The sequence below is a fragment of the Salinimicrobium tongyeongense genome (assembly GCF_026109735.1).
GTDB lineage: Bacteria > Bacteroidota > Bacteroidia > Flavobacteriales > Flavobacteriaceae > Salinimicrobium > Salinimicrobium tongyeongense.
On sequence record NZ_CP069620.1, the window covers coordinates 1,232,930 to 1,255,882 of the forward strand.

The window sequence follows — 22,953 nt, forward strand, 5'->3', positions numbered from 1 at the left end:
TTCAGGCGGTACAAAGGTAATAGTTTCGGCTATATGGCTTATTAATGCCGCTCACTTTTTAGTAAGCACCACTGCCGGTGCGGGCTCGAATTGTAATAACAACAAGACCTCTTCCTGAAGGTTTTCATTTAAATATAAGCTCCCCCGGCGGCACCAGCGCGTTTAGCTTCTCTACATATTGCTCCGGAAGCAACTCCAGCCCCAGTTGATAGGAAGCATTCATCCAGCCAAAGCCCGAGGTGGTGATATAATCAAATTCGGTTCCCACGTTGCCGTATTCAGCGTAAACCTTGTGCGTGGCATCAACAACATCATATTTTTCGGGGATTGTTCCGTTGTAATCTACCGCATTTTTGGTAATCATCCACAGCCAGCGATAAATGAGCTCATAGGCTTGTGCTTCATAGCCATAATCGAGCAAGCCCTGCCATAGCAGCATTTGGTGCGGCGCCCAGCCATAAGGATAATCCCATTGCCGCTGCACCTCATTGGTAGCATTTTTTTCTACGGAAGATCTTGCACTTGAGAGAATTCCGCCCTGCGCCTGTAGATCGTGCATTAATTGAGGTACCATCCTTTCTGCCTGCTCTTCGGAAGCCAGTCCGCTCCACAAGGGGTAAAAGTTGGTGGCCGAAGTATATCCAGTTTGTTCCCCGGTTTTAAAATTGTAGTCGTAAAAGCTGCCGGAATTTTCATTCCACAAATACCTGTTCATAAGCTCTTTTCGATCTTCGGCTTTTTCTTCCCAGTGATCATCGGTGTAGGTTTTTCCTGTAGAAGTGGTAAAACGCCCGTCAAAATATTCATCAATGAGATACTCAAAATCCTTTTCATATTTATAGAGCAGGGAATTGAGATCTACGGTGTTGAGATAAGCCGTTCTGTTCTCCAGCCGCCAGGAAGTATCATGCCCGCTCTCGCGCAAACTGCGATCGTGCAGGAAATACTCATCTACTTCAGGCGCATCTATTTCTCCCGACTGGTACTTCTCCACAAATTCTGAAACTTCCAAACCATATTTCTCTGCAAATCCCCGAAGCACCTCGTCAAAATGCCCTTTTTCAGTCTCCGGCGGTATACCAATCCCTTCAGCAAAATAGCGGTTTAAACCGTTTCCAGTAAGACGTTCGCCTTTTACCATCCACACCTGCCCGTATTCTTTTATGGCTGCCTCCAAAGCCTTCCGCAGCCATTTTTCATCCTTTTCTTCCATGGCTTCATAAACCTCCCGCACAAAAGAAGACATGAACGGCGGCTGAGTCCTGGTGAGGTAGTAGGAGCGATTGGCATTGAGGATCTTTCCGTAGTGATTGATCTGGTAGATAAAATTATCTACCATGGCCCTGGCAAGATCTATCCTGCCGTCAATAAGCAGCCCCACACCTTCAAAATAACTGTCCCAGCCGTACATTTCGTTGAACCTGCCGCCGGGAACCACAAACGGAACCCCGCGCCCATCCTCAATTTTTAGAGCCAGCAGGCCCGGCTTCTCATTTATGGATTTCACGTATTGCGGTGTGATTTTCTCCGGAAGCACCACGACCTCAAACCCGCTTAATTCCTGCTGAAGATCCTTGTAATATTTTATTCCTGAAGTATCTGTTGCCGGCACGTACAGCCGCTGCACCCCATCTGAAGCTTTTGTATCCCTCAGGATCTTCTCAATCCCCTTCCGGTCTATGGTGCGGGTGAGGTCATCCCAAAATTGCTCTTTGATCCTGCGGGAAATTCGATCTGCCGGTTTTTCCTGAATCTCTTCCAGGCTGATTTCAAGATAATCCTCATCATTTCCCCTGGCAATGGCCAGCTCCTGAAGTAAATTTGATAAATAATAAATTTCCCCAATTGCTACCGAATCTCCCTGGGAACGGGGTATCAAAAATGGCATTTTTGGCTCGTCTTCTACCGTGACCTTCTTATCCCCATCGGTATCGGCCTGCTGCAACAGGCGCTGCATAGTCTTTTCTGTCTCCAGCTGAAATTCCTGTGCGAAAACAGGAGCATTCAGAAGAAACAGGAAAAAAATAAAGCTGAAAAATCTCCTTTTTGAGACCATAGTTTTTCTGTTGAAACAGAAAGTTACGAATTCTCAGAGAGAAAGCTTCAGGAATCTTTTTTGAGGAATTTAATGTTTCGGGTAAATCCGCTGTACTTGGTGCGTTTTACCGCCGACTTCCTGAAAACCTCCCGAAAAGTCTCTTCTGTGATCTCTTCCCAGTCTTTTTTGCTCATGCTCAACAATTCGGGATGCGGATTGAACAGCGGCTCGTTATGGGGTTTTGAAAACCGGTTCCACGGGCACACATCCTGGCAAGTATCGCAGCCAAAAGCCCAGTCATCAAACTTCCCCTTCATTTCCTGCGGAAGCTGATCCTTCAGTTCAATTGTGAAATAGGAAATACATTTGCTGCCGTCAACTTTGTAGGGTTCTACAATGGCATTTGTGGGGCAGGCGTCGATACAGGCGGTGCAGCTTCCGCAGTGATCGGTTACGGGCGCGTCGTATTCCAGTTCCAAGTCCACAATGAGTTCGGCTACAAAAAAGAACGAACCTTTTTGTTTGGAAAGCAGCAGCGTGTGCTTGCCCACCCAGCCCAAACCGGCTTTGGCGGCCCAGGCTTTGTCCATCACCGGCGCAGAATCTACAAAAGCCCTGCCTCCAACCTCGCCTATTTCCTGCTGCATGAACTGCAGTAAACTTTTCAGTTTATCTTTTATGACATAATGATAATCGGTGCCGTAGGCGTATTTGCTGATTTTGTAGGAATCTTCGCGCTGTTTCTCCTCGGGGTAATAATTGAGCAGCAGGGAAATCACGCTTTTTGAGCCCTCAACAAGTTTGGTGGGGTCGAGTCGCTTGTCAAAATAATTCTCCAAAAATGACATTTTTCCGTGTCTTTCTTTGGAAAGATATTCTTCCAGGCGCGGCGCTTCTTCCTCGAGAAATTCAGCTTTGGAAATGCCGCAAGACAAGAAGCCAAGGCGCTTAGCTTCGGCTTTAATTAAAGCGCTGTTCTTTGATCTTGCTGAATTATTCACTTTCTGAAACTTTGCAACTTCTGTGCCCAACACAAAAAATTATGAGGTGCCAAAAATAGCATTTTTGGAAGGGATTATTTCCGAAGCTTAAACTGAAGTACGGCGTTTTTTGGTTTAAGGGTGATGAGCGGCTGAATTTGGATTTCTCCCGGGCCGGCCTCAATTTTGTACCTGGAAACCAGTTCGGCTACCGTCATGACCATTTCATACATGGCAAAATTATTCCCGATGCATTTGCGCGGGCCTGCACCAAAAGGAAAAAAACTGGCGTATTTCCCTTCAAGAAATCTTTCAGGTAAAAACTGCTCAGGATCCTTCCAATGCTTTGGGTGCCTGTGGATCTCATAAATAGAAAACAACAGGCTGGAACCTTTGGGATAGAATTTCCCTTCGAATTCGTCATCTTCGAGGTTCACCCTGTCAATAAAATATACCGGCGGATACAGCCTCATGCCCTCTTCCACCACCGCCTGCGTATAGCGGCAATGCCTTAGGAATCCCATAAGATCTTCGGGATTATCTTTGGCAAGTTGCACTTCTGCGAGTATTTTCTCCTGCACTTGGGGATTTCTTCCCAGCAGCTGGGTAATAAAAGTCAGTGCATTTGAAGTAGTTTCGTGGCCGGCCGTAAACAGGATGAGGATCTCGTCGATAAGCTGCTCATGCGTCATGGTATTGCCATCTTCATAACGGGCGTCGAGCAGCATATCGAGCAGGTCGTCTTCACGCTTGCCGCTTTGTTTGCGATCTTCAATAATGCGGGTGAGGATCTGCCTGGCCTCGGCGGTTAGGTCGAGGTGTTCCTTAATTTTTCCAAACCACTTAAAGTACCAGCCCAGGTACGGCTGCCGCAGCTCCTTCACGAGCATTTTTTGAGCAGCTTCGGTAATAAACTGAAGCCTGTCGATCTCCCGCTGGCCCACGGCACTGCTGAAAAGGGATTTTACCACAGTTTGAAAAGCAAGGTCATTGTACACCGGAAAAACATCCATGGGTGCCGTGGTATTGATCTTCTTCAACTCTTCCACGATTGCCGATTGCACTTTATCTAACAGCCCCGCCAATTGCTTTTTGTGAAAAGCAGGCTGGATGAGCTTACGCTGTTTTTTCCAAAGCTCTCCTTCGGCAGTGAGCAGGCCCTGACCCAGATATTTGGCCATATCTACAGTCTGAATTTCCGATTTCGTGTAGTTCTTCTGATTCTTCTGAAGCACATATTCGGCAAAACCAGAATCACGGGAAAAGATGATCTCCCTTCCCATCCCCACGTTCAGCAAAAAAGTGTCCCCGTGCTTTTCAAAATTCTGATGGTGAAACGGCAGCGGATTTTTTAAAATGCCAAGGGCACTTTTGTAAAAATGCTTTCGGGAAACTTTGGGTATGCCGTGGGTCTTTTTCATATTTTCAGTAATTTTTCAGACCTAATAGGTTTCTGAAACCCGTTAGGTAAGTCTAAAAGGCCAATTTTGAAATCCTTTGGTAACGCCTAAAATTTATTAAATAAAGACCTAACAGGTCTTGAAGACCTGTTAGGTCTGGCCCTGTAGAAAGTTACTCAGATAATCGGTTTGTAATTTTCTTTCATCATGCCAATGTTCGAACACTTCAGGATCGATAAGAGATAGTATATATTCTCTTTTCAGAAGAGAAGGTTTAGACGATTTATAAGCCTGATATGACGAAAATTTATAGGTTTTATAATCTTCAGTAAAACCGTGCTTTACCGGATTAAGATGAATATAAGCAATTAATTGAATTAAGTATTTCTCATCCTCCACTCTTTTTCTTTTAATATGTTCCTGAAAAAGACTTCCAGACCTGCCATATCTTTTATTAAAGGCTTTAGTGTAGGCGTTGAATAGATGTGAAAAAGCCAGGTGTGGCTTTTCACATAATTTAGGAGATAAATCCTGAGGATCTTTAAGCCTCAATAATAAATGGAAATGGTTTTTTAGAAGGCAGTAGGCATAAATGTCACAAACAGGCACTAAATATTTTTTAAGGAGATAAAGAAAATATTGATAATTCTCCAATTCTCTAAAAATATCTTCCTTATTATTCCCCCGATTGAAAATATGGTAGGTTCCACCCGGCTCCAGTACATCCTGTTTCATGTCCAAATACTTTAAAACCTAACAGGTCTTGAAGACCTATTAGGTTTGTTAAAACAGTCCTCCCTGGATACCGCCTCTTACTCTTCCGAGGTGTTTATAGGCCGCCTCGGTGACTTCTCTTCCCCGGGGGGTGCGCTGAATGAAGCCCTGCTGAATTAGGAAAGGTTCGTATACTTCTTCTATAGTCTCTGCGCTTTCACTAACGGCGGTTGCCAATGTGGTAATTCCAACAGGACCACCTTTGAATTTGTCAATTATAGTGGTGAGGATCTTGTTATCCATTTCATCGAGGCCGTGGGCATCAACATTTAACGCTTTAAGGCTGTACTTGGCAATTTCAATATCTATTTTCCCGTTGCCTTTGATCTGGGCAAAATCCCTTACCCTTCTTAAAAGGGCATTTGCGATACGAGGGGTACCACGGCTGCGGCCTGCAATCTCGATAGCAGCTTCCATAGAAATTGGCACTTTGAGGATATGGGCGCTGCGTTGTACGATATCAGATAATAATTCGGTAGTGTAATATTCGAGTCGGCTGGAAATTCCGAAGCGGGCGCGCATAGGTGCGGTTAGTAATCCGCTACGGGTGGTTGCACCAATAAGGGTAAAAGGATTAAGATTGATCTGGACTGAACGGGCATTGGGGCCGGTTTCGATCATGATATCGATCCTGTAATCTTCCATGGCTGAATACAAATATTCTTCCACAACAGCACTAAGGCGGTGGATCTCATCTATGAAAAGTACATCCCTTTCTTCAAGGTTGGTTAGTAAACCGGCAAGATCGCCGGGTTTATCCAAAACAGGACCTGAGGTGACTTTAATCCCGACTCCAAGTTCATTGGCCAGAATATGAGCTAAAGTGGTTTTACCAAGTCCCGGAGGCCCGTGAAACAGCGTATGATCTAGCGCCTCTCCCCGCTGATTGGCTGCACTTACAAAAACTTTCAGATTATCGAGCACCTGATCCTGGCCGGCAAAATCGTCAAATTGCAGCGGCCTTAAAGCTCTTTCAATGTCCATTTCTTCAGGAGAAAAATTCTCTCCGGTTGGATCAAGGTTTTCGTTCATGCTCATGAGGTTTGGAGCAAAGATAAAAGAAAAAAGCCTTTTCAGTAGTTGAAAAGGCTTTGTAGTATTAAAGAAGGATTGCTTAGTGGTTAAGCTCTTCTTCCCCTTTTTGAAGCGGTACGTTTTGGGGCGCAAAATCCTGCCCTGCAATTACGTAGTCGCCATTTTCATTTGTTTTACTGTAGTCGTAAGCCCAACGGTAAACGTGTGGGATCTCTCCAGGCCAGTTTCCGTGGATAGGCTCCACAGGAGTAGTCCACTCAAGTGAGTTGGAGTTCCAGGGGTTGGCAGTAGCTTTCTTACCCGCAAAAATAGAATGGATAAAATTGTAAAGGAACACCAGCTGTACCAAAGCAGTAATGATGGCGAATACGGTAATCAACACGTTGATCTCCAAAAGGTCATCAAAGTATGGGAAAGCGGTGTTATCGTAGTATCTACGCGGAAGACCTGCCATTCCCACAAAGTGCATTGGGAAGAAAACCCCGTAGGCCCCTATAATGGTGATCCAGAAGTGGATGTAGCCAAGGTTCTTGTTCATCATGCGCCCAAACATTTTTGGGAACCAGTGGTAGATACCGGCAAACATTCCGTAGAGCGCCGAAATACCCATCACCAGGTGGAAGTGAGCCACAACGAAGTATGTATCGTGAACGTTGATATCAAGGGTACTGTCCCCAAGCACGATCCCGGTTAGACCTCCTGTGATGAAGGTAGAAACGAAACCAATGGAGAACAGCATTGACGGGTTCATTTGCAGGTTTCCTTTCCAGATCGTTGTAATCCAGTTAAAGGCTTTTACTGCGGAAGGAATCGCGATCAATAGCGTGGTAAAGGTAAACACCGAACCAAGGAACGGGTTCATACCCGATACGAACATGTGGTGCCCCCAAACGATGGTTGAAAGAAAGGCAATTCCCAGAATGGAAGCGATCATCGCACGGTATCCAAAAATGGGTTTTCTGGAGTTGGTTGCAAGGATCTCTGAAGCGATACCCATGGCAGGAAGAATAACAATGTAAACTTCGGGGTGACCAAGGAACCAAAAAAGGTGTTCAAACAGGATAGGCGACCCACCCTGGTAGTGCAATACTTCACCTCCAATATAGATATCACTTAAGAAGAACGAAGTTCCGAAGCTTCTATCCATGATAAGCATCAAAGCTGCCGATAAGAGTACCGGGAAAGAAACCACCCCAATGATTGCAGTAACAAAAAGTGCCCAGATAGTCAATGGTAAACGGGTCATAGACATGCCCTTAGTTCTAAGGTTAATGACCGTAACAATATAGTTTAGCGAACCAAGTAGAGACGAAGCAATGAAGATGGCCATAGACACCAGCCAAAGTGTCATTCCCAGCCCCGAACCACCAATAGCCTGTGGCAGTGCACTAAGCGGCGGATAGATAGTCCATCCTGCGGAAGCAGGACCCGACTCAATAAACAATGAGCTTAGCATGATGACACAGGAAAGGAAGAACAGCCAGTAAGAGAGCATATTCATAAATCCTGAAGCCATATCGCGGGCACCAATTTGAAGCGGAATCAAAAGGTTACTAAAGGTTCCACTAAGCCCCTGTGTAAGTACAAAGAATACCATGATGGTACCGTGAATAGTCACAAGAGCAAGGTAGATCTCCTGGCTCATAACACCTCCCGGGGCCCATTTTCCTAAAAAGATCTCAAATATTTTAAATGATTCAGACGGCCAGGCAAGCTGCATACGGAAGAAAATGGACATTGCAATTCCAATAATCCCCATAAAAAGAGCCGTGAAAAGGTATTGCTTTGCAATAACCTTATGATCCATGCTGAATATATATTTCGTAAAGAAATTACCCTCATGGTGATGATCATCATGAGCGTGTTCATTAACCGGTACGTGTCCTACTGCTGACATATTTCTTTATTCTTAACTTTATTAATTTTCTACCTGTGCAAGTTCGTTCCCGCTACTTTGTTCTACCTGCGTGCCTGCAGTTGCTGCTTGCATGGTTTCAGAATACTCCTTTTGTTCTGCCATCCAGGTATTGAATTCTTCTTCGGTCTCTACAACTACTTTCATTTGCATGTTGTAGTGTGCCACACCACAAATTTTATTACACAACAGGTAATATTCAAATTGCTCATAGTCTCCCAAAGGTTCTTCCCCCAATGCAGCAAGCTCGGCGCTCTTCTCTCTTCTTATTTCATTAATATATGCGACCTTGTCTCTCATATATTCGGTCTCATTGATCTCATCGGTAGTTACAGTTGGCGTGAATGAGAACTGAGTGATCATTCCAGGAACCACGTTCATTTGAGCTCTAAAGTGTGGGAAGTATGCAGAGTGCAGCACATCCTGCGATCTCATTTTGAACAATACAGGCCTGTTCACCGGAAGGTGGATCTCTGCCGTGATCACATCATCCATTGCATAAGGATCGCTTTCATCAACCCCCATAGTGTTAGCTCCTTCAATAAAACGAACGTTTGCTTTTCCAAGAACATTATCCTGCCCGGCATAACGTGCCTGCCAGCTAAATTGTTTGGCATAAAGTTCAATGACAATAGGGTCATCTTCTTCATCAACATCCATAATATCACTCCAGGTAAACAATCCGTAGATGATCAACCCGGCCAGTACAATTACCGGAATGATGGTCCAAACAAATTCCAGCTTATCGTTATCGGCAAAGAAAAGTGCTTTCTGCCCTTTTTTACCTTTGTATTTAAAGGCAAAGTAGTGAAGAAGGCCCTGGGTGATCACCTGCACAAACATGATCACAGCCATGGTAATCAACAAGAGGTTGTCATAATCGGCTCCATGTTCTGAAGAAGCTGCAGGTAAAGCCCTGTCGCTAAAGTTCCAGAAGTTGTAAAGCATGAAAAGATAGAATGCGATACCAAAGGCAAGCATTAGGTTCCCCTGAGTTCTGTTATCCTTATCACTTGCGACCTCAGAAGCATCGGTGGAACTGGTGTTCCTCGATAATTGAAAGATCCTGGAAAGCTGCCAGATAGTTATCGCAAATAATGCTACTACTATTATGATTAAAAATACTGTCATTTTATAGTTTCTCTTTTAACAATCTTTTAATAATGATAATGCTCACTCTCCTTGATGAAAGGATTGCCTTTAGCCAGTAATGGTGCTTTTGTTAGGGCGCTAAATACCACAAAAATAAATAATCCTCCAAAAAATGCGAGCGCACTAAGTTCAGGAATACCAATGAACCATGATTCTCCCACGGTTGCAGGCATTACCATCACAAAAATATCCAGATAATGACCCAGTAAGATAACTATTCCGGTCATTACCACAAACCAGTTCACCCTTTTAAAATCGCTGTTCATAAGCAAGAGTACAGGGAATAGGAAGTTCACGGCCACCATACCAAAGAATACCAGTCCGTAATCTTCTATACGCGCCACAAAATAGGTAACCTCTTCAGGAATGTTAGAGTACCAGATAAGAAGGAATTGTGAGAACCACAGGTAAGTCCAGAAGATACTGATACCAAACATGAACTTCGCAAGATCGTGTATGTGGCTGTCATTAACAAAAGGAAGATAGCTGCGGGATTTCAGGTATATAGTCACCAATGCAATAACGGTAATTCCTGACACAAACATACTGGAGAATACATACCATCCAAAAAGGGTACTAAACCAGTGCGGATCAAGGCTCATAATCCAGTCCCATGACATCATAGATTCAGTAACTATAAAAAATACAAGGAAACCTGCAGATAATTTAAAGTTCTTCTTGTACCAGGTAATATCTTTAGCATCGTCCTGTCTTCTTGAATTTCTGGTAAGAAGATATCTGAAGAAGGCCCAGCCACCAATGTAAATAGCTGCCCTAATCAGGAAAAAGGGAACGTTAAGGTAACCCTGTTTATTCTGAATAATCTCATCGTGCGCTACAACTTCAGGATCCATCCACACAAATAAATGGTTGAGATGGAGACCGGAAAGCACCAGTAAAACAAACATAATCACACCACCCGGAAGAAGGTACGCAGTGATCCCTTCCATCACTCTAAAGAGTACAGGCGACCATCCGGCCTGCGCTGCAAACTGTATGGCGTAAAAAGCCAGCACTCCAAGTGAAATCATAAAAAAGAAGAAAGCAGCAACATATAATGCCGCCCATGGCTTATTCTGAAGCTGATGTAAAATGTGCTCCAGGTGAACCAATTCAGCATCTTCGGCCATTTTGTGCACTTCTTCATCTGTACGATCGGTTTCTACTTTATGTTCAGAAGGCACATAATCAAAACCCCTGGCATCATCTTCCAATTCATCTTCAGTTTGCCCGGTTAAAGGCATTTCAACCATTTCTCCATGATCATCATGTGCCACAAGCTCCCTCACATCTTCAATAGTAGAAGGAACGGCAATAAATCCGTAGACAAGGCCCAGGAGACCAACAACCATGAGGACAATGGAAAATAATTTTAATTTACTGGATAGCGTGTACATATTATCTAATATCTAATGCTGTTATTCTTAGTTTTCGTCAATTGGTTCTCCTTCGGGCTCAGTCTGTTTCACCTCCATTTGCTGTTCAGCGTTTACCGGCGGCATAAGGTTTGCTTCGGGCTCATTGCCGGGCAGGGAATCAAATGCTCTTTCGGGACCACCTTCAAGCTGGTTTTTGAGGTTCATCACATAATGATCTATTTTCCAACGTTCTTCTATGGAAGTCTGGGAAGCATAAGATCCCATTGCATTTAATCCATAGTACATTACATGGTAAACACTTCCTTCTGTGATCGCTCTCCCCACGTCTGAATAACTTGGAATACCGAGAATCTTCTCGCGTTGCACCAAAATACCTTTTCCGTCCCCCTTGTCACCGTGGCAAACTGCACAATAGATGGTGTATAAGGCTTTACCTTCAGCCAGGTTATCTTCGGTGTATGGCAGCGGATTCTTCAATTCGGCTTTCGCAGCAGCATAACCTTGCGGCGAATTCTCATATTCGTAAGGTTTCCAGCCTCTTGATACTGTTCCCTCTGCGGGAAGTTTAGCTTCCTGTTCATTAACAAAAACTTCGTAAGCTCCATAAGGTTCATAGCTTACCGTCTCGTACATATTGGGCATATATTGGTAATTGGGCTTGGAGTTCTCCACACAGGAAACCGCAGTTACCGCTAAAATGAAAAATATGGATCTTTTAAATAAACTTTTCATCGGGTTTATTTCTTATCTATTAGTTTAATTTCAGAAGCACCGGTGTTAAATAAAAATCCGGTTAGCTCCTCTGCATCATGGCTCCCAACTACAACTTCCATCAAAAAATGATCATCTGTGGTTCTAATGTCAGGGTTTTCAGCATTCTTGAACGGCCACAATTTACTTCTCATAAAGAAAGTAAATACCATAAGGTGGGCAGCAAAGAACACAGTTAGCTCAAACATAATAGGAACGAAGGAAGGCATGTTCTGGATAAAGCTGAAACTTGGTTTTCCACCAATATCCATAGGCCAGTCTTCGATCATTATAAAATTCATCATGGCTACTGCTACCGAAAGGCCAACAATCCCATAAAGAAAAGCCGTGATCGCCAATCTTGTTGGTGCCAGCCCCATGGCTTTATCGAGCCCGTGTACGGGAAAAGGTGTATATATTTCCCCAATGCTGTAGCGGGCTTCCCTTACTTGCCTTACAGCCTGTAAAAGCAAGTCGTCATCTGTATAAAGAGCGTGTATAACTTTAGATGCCATTCTTATTTACTTTTTAGTTCGTTTGCCTGCTGGTTCCAGTCCCCTCGGTTATCGGCAGTAGGGAAATTCTCTATTACCTTATCAAGAAGGGCGTAATCTTCAAAGCTGAGATTGCTTACCTGTGCATAAGTGTATATCCCAACCTGATGTAACCTCTGTTCTACTACAGGACCTACACCATTTAATTTCTGAAGATCATCGGCAGATGCTGTACCCGGGTCAAAAATGCCAATTCTGTGCAGCATTTCATCAATCTTATCCCGGTCAACTTCAGAGTTTGTCAATCCTTCGGTATGCGTTGTGGGTTCGTGCTCCCGTTTTGCCTCAAATTCCCCTCTCTTTATCCAACCTTCAGCCTTATTAACAGCAGGTTCTTTTCCTACAGGGTTTGGGTTTACGTGATCAACATGATCTCCATGTTCCTCCCTTAACTTCTTATACCTGTCTCCAGAAGCTTTCAGAATAGTTTTCACTTCGGCCTGTGCAATTACAGGGAAAGTTCTCGCATATAAAAGGAACAGTACAAAGAAGAAGCCGATGGTTCCAATGAAAATCCCGATATCAACGAATGTTGGCGAGAACATGGTCCATGACGAGGGCAGGTAATCTCTGTGCAGTGAGGTCACAATAATTACGAATCGCTCAAACCACATCCCTATGTTTACCACAATAGAGATAAAGAAAGAGAACATGATGCTGGTACGCAGTTTCTTGAACCACATGAACTGCGGAGAAAATACGTTACAGGTCATCATCGCCCAATAAGCCCACGCGTAAGGCCCTGTTGCCCTGTTAAGGAAAGCGTACTGCTCATATTCAACACCAGAGTACCATGCCATGAACAGCTCTGTGATATAGGCGACACCTACAATAGAACCGGTGATCATGATAACGATGTTCATAAGCTCAATATGCTGAATGGTAATGTAATCTTCAAGATGAGACACCTTTCTCATGATGATGAGCAGGGTGTTTACCATGGCAAAACCAGAGAAGATAGCTCCCGCAACAAAGTAAGGGGGGAAGATGGTGGTGTGCCATCCCGGGATTACCGAAGTAGCAAAGTCAAAAGATACGATAGTGTGTACCGAAAGTACAAGAGGAGTCGCCAAACCGGCCAAAACCAGTGATACTTCCTCAAAACGCTGCCAGTCTTTAGCACGGCCGCTCCACCCAAAGCTCAATATTCCGTAAATATGTTTCTGAAAGGGTTTTACAGCACGGTCTCTAATCATCGCAAAATCGGGAAGCAATCCTGTCCACCAGAATACTAAGGAAACAGAAAGATAGGTAGAGATTGCGAATACGTCCCACAGTAGCGGAGAGTTAAAGTTAACCCAGAGAGAACCGAACTGGTTTGGAATTGGCAGCACCCAGTATGCAAGCCATGGGCGCCCCATGTGAATGATTGGGAACAATCCTGCCTGTACAACCGAAAAGATGGTCATGGCTTCGGCAGAACGGTTAATTGCCATTCTCCATTTTTGACGGAAAAGTAAAAGAACCGCCGAGATAAGGGTACCGGCGTGACCAATACCAACCCACCATACAAAGTTAGTGATATCCCAGGCCCAACCCACGGTCCTGTTCAATCCCCAGGTTCCAATTCCTGTAGAAACGGTATAGATAATACAACCTAATCCCCATAGAAAAGCGACAAGTGCAATAGAGAAAACTATCCACCATGATTTGTTAGCTCGTCCTTCAACAGGCGCAGCAACATCGGCCGTAACATCATGATAGGTCTTATCGCCAAGTACTAAAGGCTTTCGAATAGGTGCTTCGTAATGAGACATATGCTTTTTGTAATTAATTCTTTAACTGTTTATTTATGCTTCAGATGTATTGCGAACCTTTGTCTGGTACATTACGTTTGGTTTTGTTCCCACATATTCCAGCGCATGGTACATACGGTCATCTTCACTCAATGCTGCAATTTTACTGGATTCATCATTCACATCTCCAAACACGATAGCTCCTTTGTCACAGGCTGCCGAACAGGCCGTTTGGAACTCTCCATCCTCAATCGCACGGCCTTCACGCTTAGCATCAAGAATAGTCTTTTGTGTACGCTGAATACAGAAAGAACATTTTTCCATAACACCTCTCGAACGAACGGTAACGTCTGGGTTCAACACCATACGGCCAAGGTCGTTGTTCATGTTATAATCAAACTCGTCATTCTTGTTGTAAAGGAACCAGTTGAACCTTCTCACTTTGTAAGGACAGTTGTTTGCACAGTAACGGGTACCAACACATCTATTGTAGATCATTTGGTTCTGCCCCTGGCGCCCGTGCATAGTTGCAGCTACAGGACATACAGTTTCACACGGAGCATGGTTACAGTGCTGGCAAAGCATTGGCTGGAACACAACCTGAGGGTTATCTGAAGCTACTTCCATCTCTCCAAACTGAGAAAGAGAATCGCCAAGACCACTCATATTTTCCTTCTTCTCAACATCCTGCTCAAAACTTTCTTCAGAAGAGTAATAACGGTCAATACGCAACCAGTGCATATCGCGGTACTTTCTCACTTCTTCTTTCCCAACAACAGGAACATTGTTCTCGGCGTGACATGCAATCACACAAGCCCCACAACCTGTACAGGCATTAAGATCAATAGACATCTTGAAGTGATGCCCTACCGAACGGTCAAAACCATCCCAAAGATCAACATCTGGTGAAGTCACCGGAGTCTCAACGTGGTTAAGGGAAACTTCAGGCATGTGGTTCCACACATGAGAATCTTGTGTGTTAAAGATCTCAAGCGTAGTTTCTTTAATAATATCGTTCCTACCCATTAGAGTAGTATGCAGCTGCAAACATGCAAATTCATGCACTCCCGCAGCTTTTTCTATAGTAACCTGCTGGTGAGATTTAAAATCTTTGTAAAGCGGATAAGCATTCACACCAACCTGCATCTCCTTTTGTATGCCTTCTTTTTTACCATAACCCAGGGCAAGGGAAACCACTCCCTTAGCCTGACCCGGCTGAATGAACACAGGCACTTTTTCAAGCACAGTATCCCCAACTTTCAGATTGACGTAGTTTCCATTAAGAGCCCCGTTGGCTACGTGTTCATTTTCAAGCCCAAGCGCTTCGGCATCGGCTCGTGAAATTTTAAGGTAGTTATCCCATGAAGCACGGGTAATTGGATCGGGCAGTTCCTGCAGCCATGGGTTGTTAGCCTGATTTCCCGATCCTAAAGCCACAGAAGTGTACAGCTCGAGTTCAAGCCCCTCCCCCTGCGCCGCAGAGAGATTTCTAACAGCTGCGCTCTCGTCAAAAGATACTGAGGTCGGTGCTTGATCGGCTCCCACCTGGGTAGCAAAAGGAGAAGTTCCTTCAAAAACCCCGTCGTGAAGCGCATCAATCCAGGAACCGGCACCCATAGCACCTTCCCAGGTCTGTTTTAGATAATCTGCGTATGATGTATTGTTATCGGTCCATCTTAGAAGTACATCCTGGAACTGACTTGTATCAAAAAGAGGTCTGATGGTTGGCTGCATCAAACCAAACTTTTGAGTGGTAAACTCAACATCACCCCAACTTTCAAGATAATGTGGCGTTGCAGCTACGTAATTAGAAAGAAGTGCGGTCTCGTCGTTCTTCATCGAGAAAGTGACTTTTAAGTCTACCTTAGACATCCCTTCCACAAATTCATCGGCGAACGGCAGGCTGTAAGCAGGATTAACACCGGCCACAAGCAGAGCCCCCACCTGTCCGGCTTTCATATCGGCCACCAGTTGTTTTACTGCGGCAGTATTACCCTGGCGCAACATTCTTGGACTGGCAGTATCCATCACCCCACTTCCAAGAGCTTCATTTATTGAAAGCGCAAGTGCCTGTGCGTCAACATCAGGAATACCTGTTACCACCACAGCTCCGTTTCCGGCTTTACGCAATTGCCTTGCAGCTTTTACAAGTGCATCGTCAATATGCGCAGGCAGGTTACTTGTAGAAGCACCCCCAGTTACATACCCATGAAGTGCCGCAAGAGCTGCCTTCTGTTGAGAAAGGGTTAAGCTTATCCTTCTATCGGCATTGGCCCCACTAAGAGTAAAATTAGATTCAAACTGTACGTGCCTTGACATTTTTCCATTCTTCGGAATACGCCCTTTTGCATAAGCAGCATCGTAGCCACCACCTGCCCAGTCTCCAAGGAAGTCGGCTCCAATAGAAACAATCACTTCCGCTTTGGCAAAATCGTAATTTGGAAGCGCCCTACGCCCGTAACGAGCCTGAAAAGCTTCAAGCGCGGCATCTTCAGAAACAGCATCATACACAACGTGCCTCACATTCCCATACTTCTGTGAAAACTCGCTGATCAATTTAGAAGTAGATGGGCTGGCAAAAGTTTGCGTCAACAGAACAATCTCTCCATTCACGCTGTTAAGCTTCTCCTTCACCTCCCGGTCAAACTGCTCCCAGGAAACCACTTCTCCATTAGCCAATGGCCTTTGCAGCCTTTTGTTATCATATAAAGAAAGTACAGATGCATGCACCCTGGCATTTGCACCTGTAGTTCCCATGGTATTCTGCTCTATTTTAATAGGACGACCTTCGCGTGTCTTTACAAGGACACTTGAAAAATCAAATCCATCAGCCATAGTAGTAGCATAATAATTAGCTACCCCGGGCACAATCCTTTCCGGCTGCACCACATAAGGAATAGACTTCATTACCGGACCCTCACAGGCAGCAAGGGAAGCCGCTGCAGTACTAAAACCAACGTACTTCAAAAAGTCTCTCCTGGAAGTAGTTGATCCTTCAAGAGTCTCTTTGTTACCCAAAAATTCATCTGTAGGGATCTCTTCTACAAATTCCTTTTGGCTGTGCGTCTCAACAATTGAGCTGGATTCCTTCAGCTCTTCAACACTTTTCCAGTATTTCTTGTTTGATGACATATGCTTACTTTCTACTTTTTAATTAATAATGGCACTTGGCACATTCAATTCCACCCATTTGGGCAACAGTTAATTCCTCTACCCCATATTTTTTGGAAAGCTCTTCATGAACTTTCTCGTAATATTCATTTCCGGCAGTACGAACATTTGTCTCTCGGTGACAGTTCACACACCACCCCATGGTAAGAGGTGCATTTTGATACATAATTTCCATTTCCTCAACAGGACCGTGACAGGTTTGACAGGCTATACCACCCACTTCTACGTGCTGAGAGTGGTTGAAGTACGCAAAATCGGGAAGGTTGTGGATCCTGATCCATTTTACCGGCTCAGTTTCTCCGGTGTAGGCTTGTTGAGATACATCCCAGCCCACGGCATCATATAGTTTTGCAATCTCACCGTCGTAGAACTCTTTAGAGTATTCTTCAGTAGCCGTAGCTTCAGCCACTTCGCTGATAGATTTATGACAGTTCATACACACATTCAGGGAAGGTATACCTGAAGTCTTGGACACCCTGGCCGAACTGTGACAGAACTTACATTCTATCTGGTTCTCCCCGGCGTGAATCCTGTGCGAGAAATGAATAGGCTGAATTGGCTGATACCCCTGGTCAACCCCCACCTGCATCAAATAACCATAAGCAAAATAAGAACCTACCAGCACAAGGAATACCGCAGTGACAATCACCAAAAACTGGTTTTCCACAAAAGCTTTCCAAACCGGCTTAGCCCTTTTCTCCCTTACCGGAAGCTCAACTCCACTAGCCTCAGCAAATCTCCTTAATGTCTTGTTCACCAGATAAAGGATCACAAGCAGCATTAAAAGCACAAAGGCAAGAATTCCAAGGAGGATATCTGTTGACACTCCACCGCCTCCCTGCGCGGCATCAGCGCCTGCTGCCGTTCCGGCCTGTTGCTCCTGAGGCACAGCCTTGGGCGCATTTACATAAGCAAGAATATTATCTATATCACTATCGCTTAACTGCGGAAAAGGAGGCATCGCCACCTGATTGTATTCGTTAAAGATTTCAACCGCCTGCTCATCTCCAGATGCGATCAAAGCCTGGGAATTTTTAATCCAGCTGTGCAGCCACTCCGTATCCCTTCTTTCGCCTACACCCCTAAGCGCAGGCCCAATAGAGTTCCCGTCAAGTTTATGACAGGCGGCACACAAAGTGTTAAAAAGCTCTTTCCCTGCAGCTTCATCCCCACCCGAAGTTGGCGCTTCAACATTAGATTCCTGCGGCCCCTGAACAGTCTCCTGCCTGTCGGCTTCGTCTGTAGAGAGCGGTGAATCCTGAGGTGTGTCCTGAGCTAAAAGGAGAGTATTAAAAGAGAAAAACAGGGATACACTAAAAAATACTATTCGAGCTGCTGAATGGCGGTATTTCACCTTTTTCATATTATAAGTTGAATTAACGTCTTATTTGGTACGGTTTTTAGTGTAATTAAAACGTGATTATTGTCATGTTTTAGTCACTAAAAATTTACCGACAAAAGTAATACTTAAGTTCGATTTGAAAGGACAGCTAAATAATTTATAACTGTTCTAAATAAGTGTTAACAGCCGAATCGATACAGAAAGTTATACTTTTGTATTTCAGAAAAGTAATGAAAAATGTTCAGGAAAAATAAAATAGCCATAACTACCGCCCTCATAATTGGCGCAATAGCAAATACAATCGCCCAGGAAGGGCAGGTAAGCATTCAACAAGACGAAACTATTCCCGCGCTTTTAGAGCAAAAATCTGAAATGGTACAAGATGGGGTTATTGGCGAACGCTATAGAATACAACTGTTTTCGGGTGATAACAACCAGGCCAGTAAGGTCATAAAAGAATACCGGGCCCTTTTCCCCCACTGGTCTTCGACCATAGTTTTTGAAACTCCCAATTACAAGGTATGGATAGGAAATTTCAGGAACAGCCTTGAAGCCGACAGAGCCTTGCTCGAAATCAAAAAGTCGTTCCCGGCAGCCTTCAGGTTTAGGCCAGAGAAAAGATAGCTTTCAGTTTCAGCAAAAAGTTTAACATATAGCAACTCAAACGGGTTGCTATTTTTTTTCAGAACAATAAAAAAGAATAGCCCCCAAGTTTTCTTCTACGGAAAAGGAAATTTTTGAGCTGCGATCTTGCAGCCTTTCAAAACCCTCTAATGCTGAAGTTTTTTCTGAAAAGAACCAGCGAGTTTACCTGCCAGATAAATCGGTTTGTGCTATTTATTCTTTTCCAACAGGATGGTCTTCGTACCAGTCGTCAAAAGTTTTATTTGTAGAATACTTATCGGTAAGCACTTTGTAAACCGTGAAAAGCCACCACGCCTGCCCCAAGAGCACAGTAAAGAAAACTGCATTATAAGGAAGGTTGTAAAACACCATAACGGCGACCAATGCCAGAAGAAGGCTGGTGATAACCACATAAAAGTGTGCTGAAAGCTTCATAGCCTCAATTTAGCAAAGAGCACAGGCACACCCAGTTAAGACTTTACTAAATCATTCATATTTAGCAGAAGTTTGACTTTTTGTTAAGGCATTTATTAAAAGTAGCGCCCCTGCCGAAAATGGCAAAAAGAGACTGCAATATGCCAGCACCCGAAAGTAGTCTTTAAAAAGCGCCATTTCCTGCCAGGTGACCAGGCCTTTGTAAAAGATAAGAGTTTCGGTGGCCAAAAAAGCCAAAAAGTACAGCCAGAAAACCCACTTTGGAAGTCTTAGAAGCCGGTGATGAGCGAGAAAGGCAAAGAGACAAACCGTCACCACCCCCAGAAAGACCCAGTGCAGGTAGCCTATAACGAAATCGGGGAAACTAAAGGCGAGCTTCGCAAACCAGGGCAAGGCCGAGAACAGCTGCAAAATGAGCTTAAGAATTAGGGCCAGGCCTGCTATTTTAAGCAGCAGCTTCAAAAATGGGGAAAACTGAAGTTGATTCCAGTAAGGCGCAAGCATCTTCCAGAACTTCACGAAAGCCGTAATTTGAAAAACTGCCCCGGCACCACCTAGCACGTAAAAGGCCCAGTGCGGCTCTACCCAAAGCACGGAAAGGAAAAAGCTGAGGATCACCGCCAGATTGATTTGCCAGAAGAAGCTTTTAAAATGCCCTTTTTGAGGCCTCAGATTTTGTTGCTCCATAAAGTAAAAGAGAATTCCCAGGAGCGCGAGAATGAACCAGGCATTGTATTGAAAATGCAGGTAATAATAGATCGCCATCTTGTACCAGATGCTCGCACTGCCCGTAGTGGCCATAATCCCGCCTAAAGCCCAGGGGCCAATACTCGAAAAAACCATGTACCAGAGCGCAGCTTTAATAAGCCTGAAAGAATAGATGGACTTATACTGTGGAGGCGTCTTTTTCAGGATGAACCAGGCCATAAAATAGGAGGCAAAAAGAAAAAGTGTAGAAAAAGTGATGGAAAAAAGAGCGTATCCGGTGAAGGGAAAGCTGAGCATCATTCCTATTAATGTCACCTGCGTAAACCAGAAGATCCGTTTATAAATTCTTCCGAAGCCAGCTTCAGCAAAATACATTTTATAGATCATGGTGGTAAGGGCAATATAAACCCAGCCCAACAGGGCAATGTGGGAATGCGAGTGCACCACGTACCGAAAATTGGCAGGAATAGGGATTACAAAAAAGAACCGCAGGAACGTTCCCAGCAGCCCCACAAGAAAAAAATAGCCAAGGGCAATATTGGTGTGCTTCTTTAAACTGATCATTTTTTAAAAATAGGAAAAAGGGAGGAGGCAAAAAACCGCATTTTTGACACTCCTGTTTCCTGGAGCGATGCCAGCTTTTTGCCTCCTCTGTATTTTAAGCTTCCTGGTATTCTTTTTCGAGGGTTTTCTTCTTATCCTTCGGCAGCTTTTTACGGCTGTCAAGACTAAATACAAACCACACGAAGGCGAAAAGCCCTATTGCAAATATGGTATCCCCAATAGCCCTCAACCAGCGCAGGGTATCCATTCCCGGTTGCTGCATGAAATCGGCAGAACGCGCGTACCACATTCCTTCGTTCACGCTGGCCACTGTTTGGAGCAGGCCTATAGGAAGGATGCTTAGCAGCACCATAAGAATAAGCCCTATATTTATTGACCAGAAAGAGAAGCTCAAAAGTTTATCATTCCACACCTGCACTCTAAAGAGGCTTCTCAACACGAACAACATAAGCCCGATTCCCAGGAACCCGTACACCCCAAAAAGGGCGGTGTGCGCGTGAACTGCGGTGGTGTTAAGCCCCTGCATATAGTAAAGTGCAATTGGAGGGTTGATGATAAACCCGAAGATGCCCGCCCCCAAAAAGTTCCAGAAGGCCACGGCAATAAGGCAGTAAATAGGCCATTTGTAATCTTTAAGCCAGGCAGTAGCTCTTGAGAGCTGGTAGTTCTCATATACTTCGTAACCAATCAATACCAGCGGCACAACTTCAAGTGCACTAAAAGTAGCTCCCAAAGCCATCACTGCAGTTGGGGTCCCACTAAAATAGAGGTGGTGAAAAGTTCCCAAAATACCTCCTGAAAGGAAAATTACGGTTGCTAAAAGCACACTTAAAGTAGCAGTTTTTGTACGCAATAACCCTAGCCTTACAAAAAGGAAGGCAGAGACGACGGTTGCAAACACTTCAAAGAAACCTTCTACCCAAAGGTGAACCACCCACCAGCGCCAGTACTCGGCGATTGCAAGGTTGGTTTGACGCCCCCACATGAGACCTGCCCCGTAGAACAAGGCAATTGCTGCCGATGAAACCAGGAACATAATAAGCAGGTTTCTTTCTGAAGTTCGCTGTTTAATCACAGGAATGAGCGGCCTCACCATTAATGCCAGCCAAACGAACAAACCGACAAAAAGAAAAATTTGCCAGAACCTTCCAAGGTCTACATACTCATACCCCTGGTGCCCGAACCAGAAGTTTTCGGCCAGTCCGAGTTTTTGCATAATTCCCATCCATTGTCCGGCCATAGAACCAAAGACAATGATTAGCAGGCAAACAAAAAGGAAATTCACCCCCAGTTTCTGGAATTTCGGATCTTTCCCTGAAACAGCAGGTGCAATGTAAAGCCCCGTTCCCAGCCATGCGGTGGCAATCCACAGGATACCCAGCTGCACGTGCCAGGTCCTTGAAATGGAATAAGGGAGAATATCGGCGAGATCAAGGCCATAGAAGCCGTCGCCCTCTACCCCGTAATGGGCGGTCACTACCCCAAAGGTCACCTGAATAAGGATAAGAACACATACTATCCACATGTACTTTTTCACGGCAAGCATTGAAGGAGTAATGGTTTGATCCATTAGCGGATCTTTTACCGGTCTTTCAAGCTCCTCCTCTTCCTTCATTTTAGCGTGATAGAAGACCATGATCCCTATTCCTATAAGCAGGAGGATGATACTAAAACCTGTCCAGATTAGAAGGTCTCCGGTAGCTTTGTTACCCACCAAGTCATCTGGCGGCCAGTTGTGGGTATAGGAAACTTCACTTCCGGGCCTTTCGGTAACTGTTGCCCAGGTAGCCCAGAAAAAGAAGCCCGCCATCTGGTGCATTCTCTCATCGTCTTTAATAGAGTTCTTCGGAATGGCATAGAAGTTCCTGAGTTCATCAAGTTCAGGATTCTCCATAAAGAGGCCACTATAGTAATCGCTAAGATGTGCAACGGCTTTGGCGCGCATGGGAGAGATGGTGATTATATCACTGGCTTCATCATAGGTGTTCTCTCTTAATTCAAGCTGAAGCCTTCTCTCAAGCAGGGCCTGTTTCTCACTTTCAAGATTATCATAGGCCACAGCGTAATCTTCCTGAGACCACTCATTCAGAATAAAAAGGGCTTCTCTATGCAGCCAGTCTGCAGTCCAGTCGGGCGCCTGGTAGGCACCGTGACCCCATATGGAGCCCACTTCCTGGCCACCCATACTCTGCCACACATTTTGCCCATCTTTAATATCCTGCCCATCAAAGACCACTTCGCCTTCGGTAGTGACAATTTTTGCAGGCATTGGGGGTGCTTTTTGATAGATCTCAAAGCCGTAATAACCCAGAATAGCAAAGGATACAGAGATGACTAGCAGGAAAGCGATCCATAATTTTCTTTCTTTACTCATTATTTACATCATTAAAAGCCGA

At 44.6% G+C, this 22,953-nt stretch carries 17 protein-coding genes; 1 reads left to right on the forward strand and 16 read right to left on the reverse strand.

Annotated features, from left to right (window positions below):
- Positions 1–124: 124 nt before the first annotated feature.
- The 13 genes from JRG66_RS05405 to JRG66_RS05465 form a co-directional block, all read right to left on the reverse strand.
- Positions 125–2,056, reverse strand: coding sequence for a trehalase family glycosidase (locus tag JRG66_RS05405; RefSeq protein WP_265164778.1), 1,932 nt, complete (start codon positions 2,054–2,056; stop codon positions 125–127).
- Positions 2,057–2,103: 47 nt separating this feature from the next.
- On the reverse strand, positions 2,104–3,039 hold the full coding sequence (queG, locus tag JRG66_RS05410; protein ID WP_265164779.1) for a tRNA epoxyqueuosine(34) reductase QueG: 936 nt from the start codon (positions 3,037–3,039) through the stop codon (positions 2,104–2,106).
- A 74-nt stretch (positions 3,040–3,113) separates the two neighbouring features.
- Entirely contained in the window at positions 3,114–4,439 is a 1,326-nt protein-coding gene (locus JRG66_RS05415; RefSeq protein ID WP_265164780.1) for a cytochrome P450, read from the reverse strand.
- Positions 4,440–4,568: 129 nt separating this feature from the next.
- The gene (locus JRG66_RS05420) at positions 4,569–5,153 is read right to left on the reverse strand and encodes a transposase (RefSeq protein WP_265164782.1); all 585 of its coding nucleotides are present in this window, start codon (positions 5,151–5,153) and stop codon (positions 4,569–4,571) included.
- A 48-nt stretch (positions 5,154–5,201) separates the two neighbouring features.
- Positions 5,202–6,224: a Holliday junction branch migration DNA helicase RuvB gene (ruvB, locus tag JRG66_RS05425; protein ID WP_265164783.1), complete on the reverse strand. Its 1,023-nt coding sequence runs from the start codon at positions 6,222–6,224 to the stop codon at positions 5,202–5,204.
- Between the two features lie 82 nt (positions 6,225–6,306).
- Entirely contained in the window at positions 6,307–8,124 is a 1,818-nt protein-coding gene (locus JRG66_RS05430; protein ID WP_265164784.1) for a cytochrome c oxidase subunit I, read from the reverse strand.
- 21 nt (positions 8,125–8,145) lie between these two features.
- Complete coding sequence (locus JRG66_RS05435) at positions 8,146–9,273, reverse strand: cytochrome c oxidase subunit II (protein ID WP_265164785.1); 1,128 nt, start codon at positions 9,271–9,273, stop codon at positions 8,146–8,148.
- 26 nt (positions 9,274–9,299) lie between these two features.
- Positions 9,300–10,691, reverse strand: a complete 1,392-nt coding sequence (locus JRG66_RS05440; protein WP_265164786.1) for a quinol:cytochrome C oxidoreductase — start codon at positions 10,689–10,691, stop codon at positions 9,300–9,302.
- Positions 10,692–10,718: 27 nt separating this feature from the next.
- Complete coding sequence (locus tag JRG66_RS05445) at positions 10,719–11,405, reverse strand: c-type cytochrome (protein WP_265164787.1); 687 nt, start codon at positions 11,403–11,405, stop codon at positions 10,719–10,721.
- A 5-nt stretch (positions 11,406–11,410) separates the two neighbouring features.
- Positions 11,411–11,938 carry a DUF3341 domain-containing protein gene (locus tag JRG66_RS05450; protein WP_265164789.1) on the reverse strand — a complete coding sequence of 176 codons (528 nt, stop codon included), beginning with the start codon at positions 11,936–11,938 and terminating at the stop codon, positions 11,411–11,413.
- A gap of 2 nt (positions 11,939–11,940) precedes the next feature.
- The gene (nrfD, locus tag JRG66_RS05455; RefSeq protein WP_265164790.1) at positions 11,941–13,734 is read right to left on the reverse strand and encodes an NrfD/PsrC family molybdoenzyme membrane anchor subunit; all 1,794 of its coding nucleotides are present in this window, start codon (positions 13,732–13,734) and stop codon (positions 11,941–11,943) included.
- 33 nt (positions 13,735–13,767) lie between these two features.
- Positions 13,768–16,845, reverse strand: a complete 3,078-nt coding sequence (locus JRG66_RS05460; protein ID WP_265164791.1) for a TAT-variant-translocated molybdopterin oxidoreductase — start codon at positions 16,843–16,845, stop codon at positions 13,768–13,770.
- A gap of 22 nt (positions 16,846–16,867) precedes the next feature.
- Positions 16,868–18,247 (reverse strand): c-type cytochrome, encoded by a 1,380-nt coding sequence (locus JRG66_RS05465; RefSeq protein WP_265164792.1) that lies wholly within the window; start codon positions 18,245–18,247, stop codon positions 16,868–16,870.
- A gap of 216 nt (positions 18,248–18,463) precedes the next feature.
- Here JRG66_RS05465 and JRG66_RS05470 point away from each other — a divergent pair, with 216 nt between their 5' ends.
- On the forward strand, positions 18,464–18,850 hold the full coding sequence (locus JRG66_RS05470) for an SPOR domain-containing protein (RefSeq protein WP_265164794.1): 387 nt from the start codon (positions 18,464–18,466) through the stop codon (positions 18,848–18,850).
- A gap of 213 nt (positions 18,851–19,063) precedes the next feature.
- On the opposite strand, the gene JRG66_RS05475 is transcribed toward JRG66_RS05470, so the two are convergent.
- From JRG66_RS05475 to JRG66_RS05485, 3 genes are all read right to left on the reverse strand, one after another.
- Positions 19,064–19,285, reverse strand: a complete 222-nt coding sequence (locus JRG66_RS05475) for a hypothetical protein (RefSeq protein ID WP_265164795.1) — start codon at positions 19,283–19,285, stop codon at positions 19,064–19,066.
- Between the two features lie 51 nt (positions 19,286–19,336).
- The gene (locus JRG66_RS05480; RefSeq protein WP_265164796.1) at positions 19,337–20,557 is read right to left on the reverse strand and encodes a hypothetical protein; all 1,221 of its coding nucleotides are present in this window, start codon (positions 20,555–20,557) and stop codon (positions 19,337–19,339) included.
- Between the two features lie 94 nt (positions 20,558–20,651).
- Positions 20,652–22,931, reverse strand: a complete 2,280-nt coding sequence (locus tag JRG66_RS05485) for a nitric-oxide reductase large subunit (RefSeq protein WP_265164798.1) — start codon at positions 22,929–22,931, stop codon at positions 20,652–20,654.
- Positions 22,932–22,953: the final 22 nt, after the last annotated feature.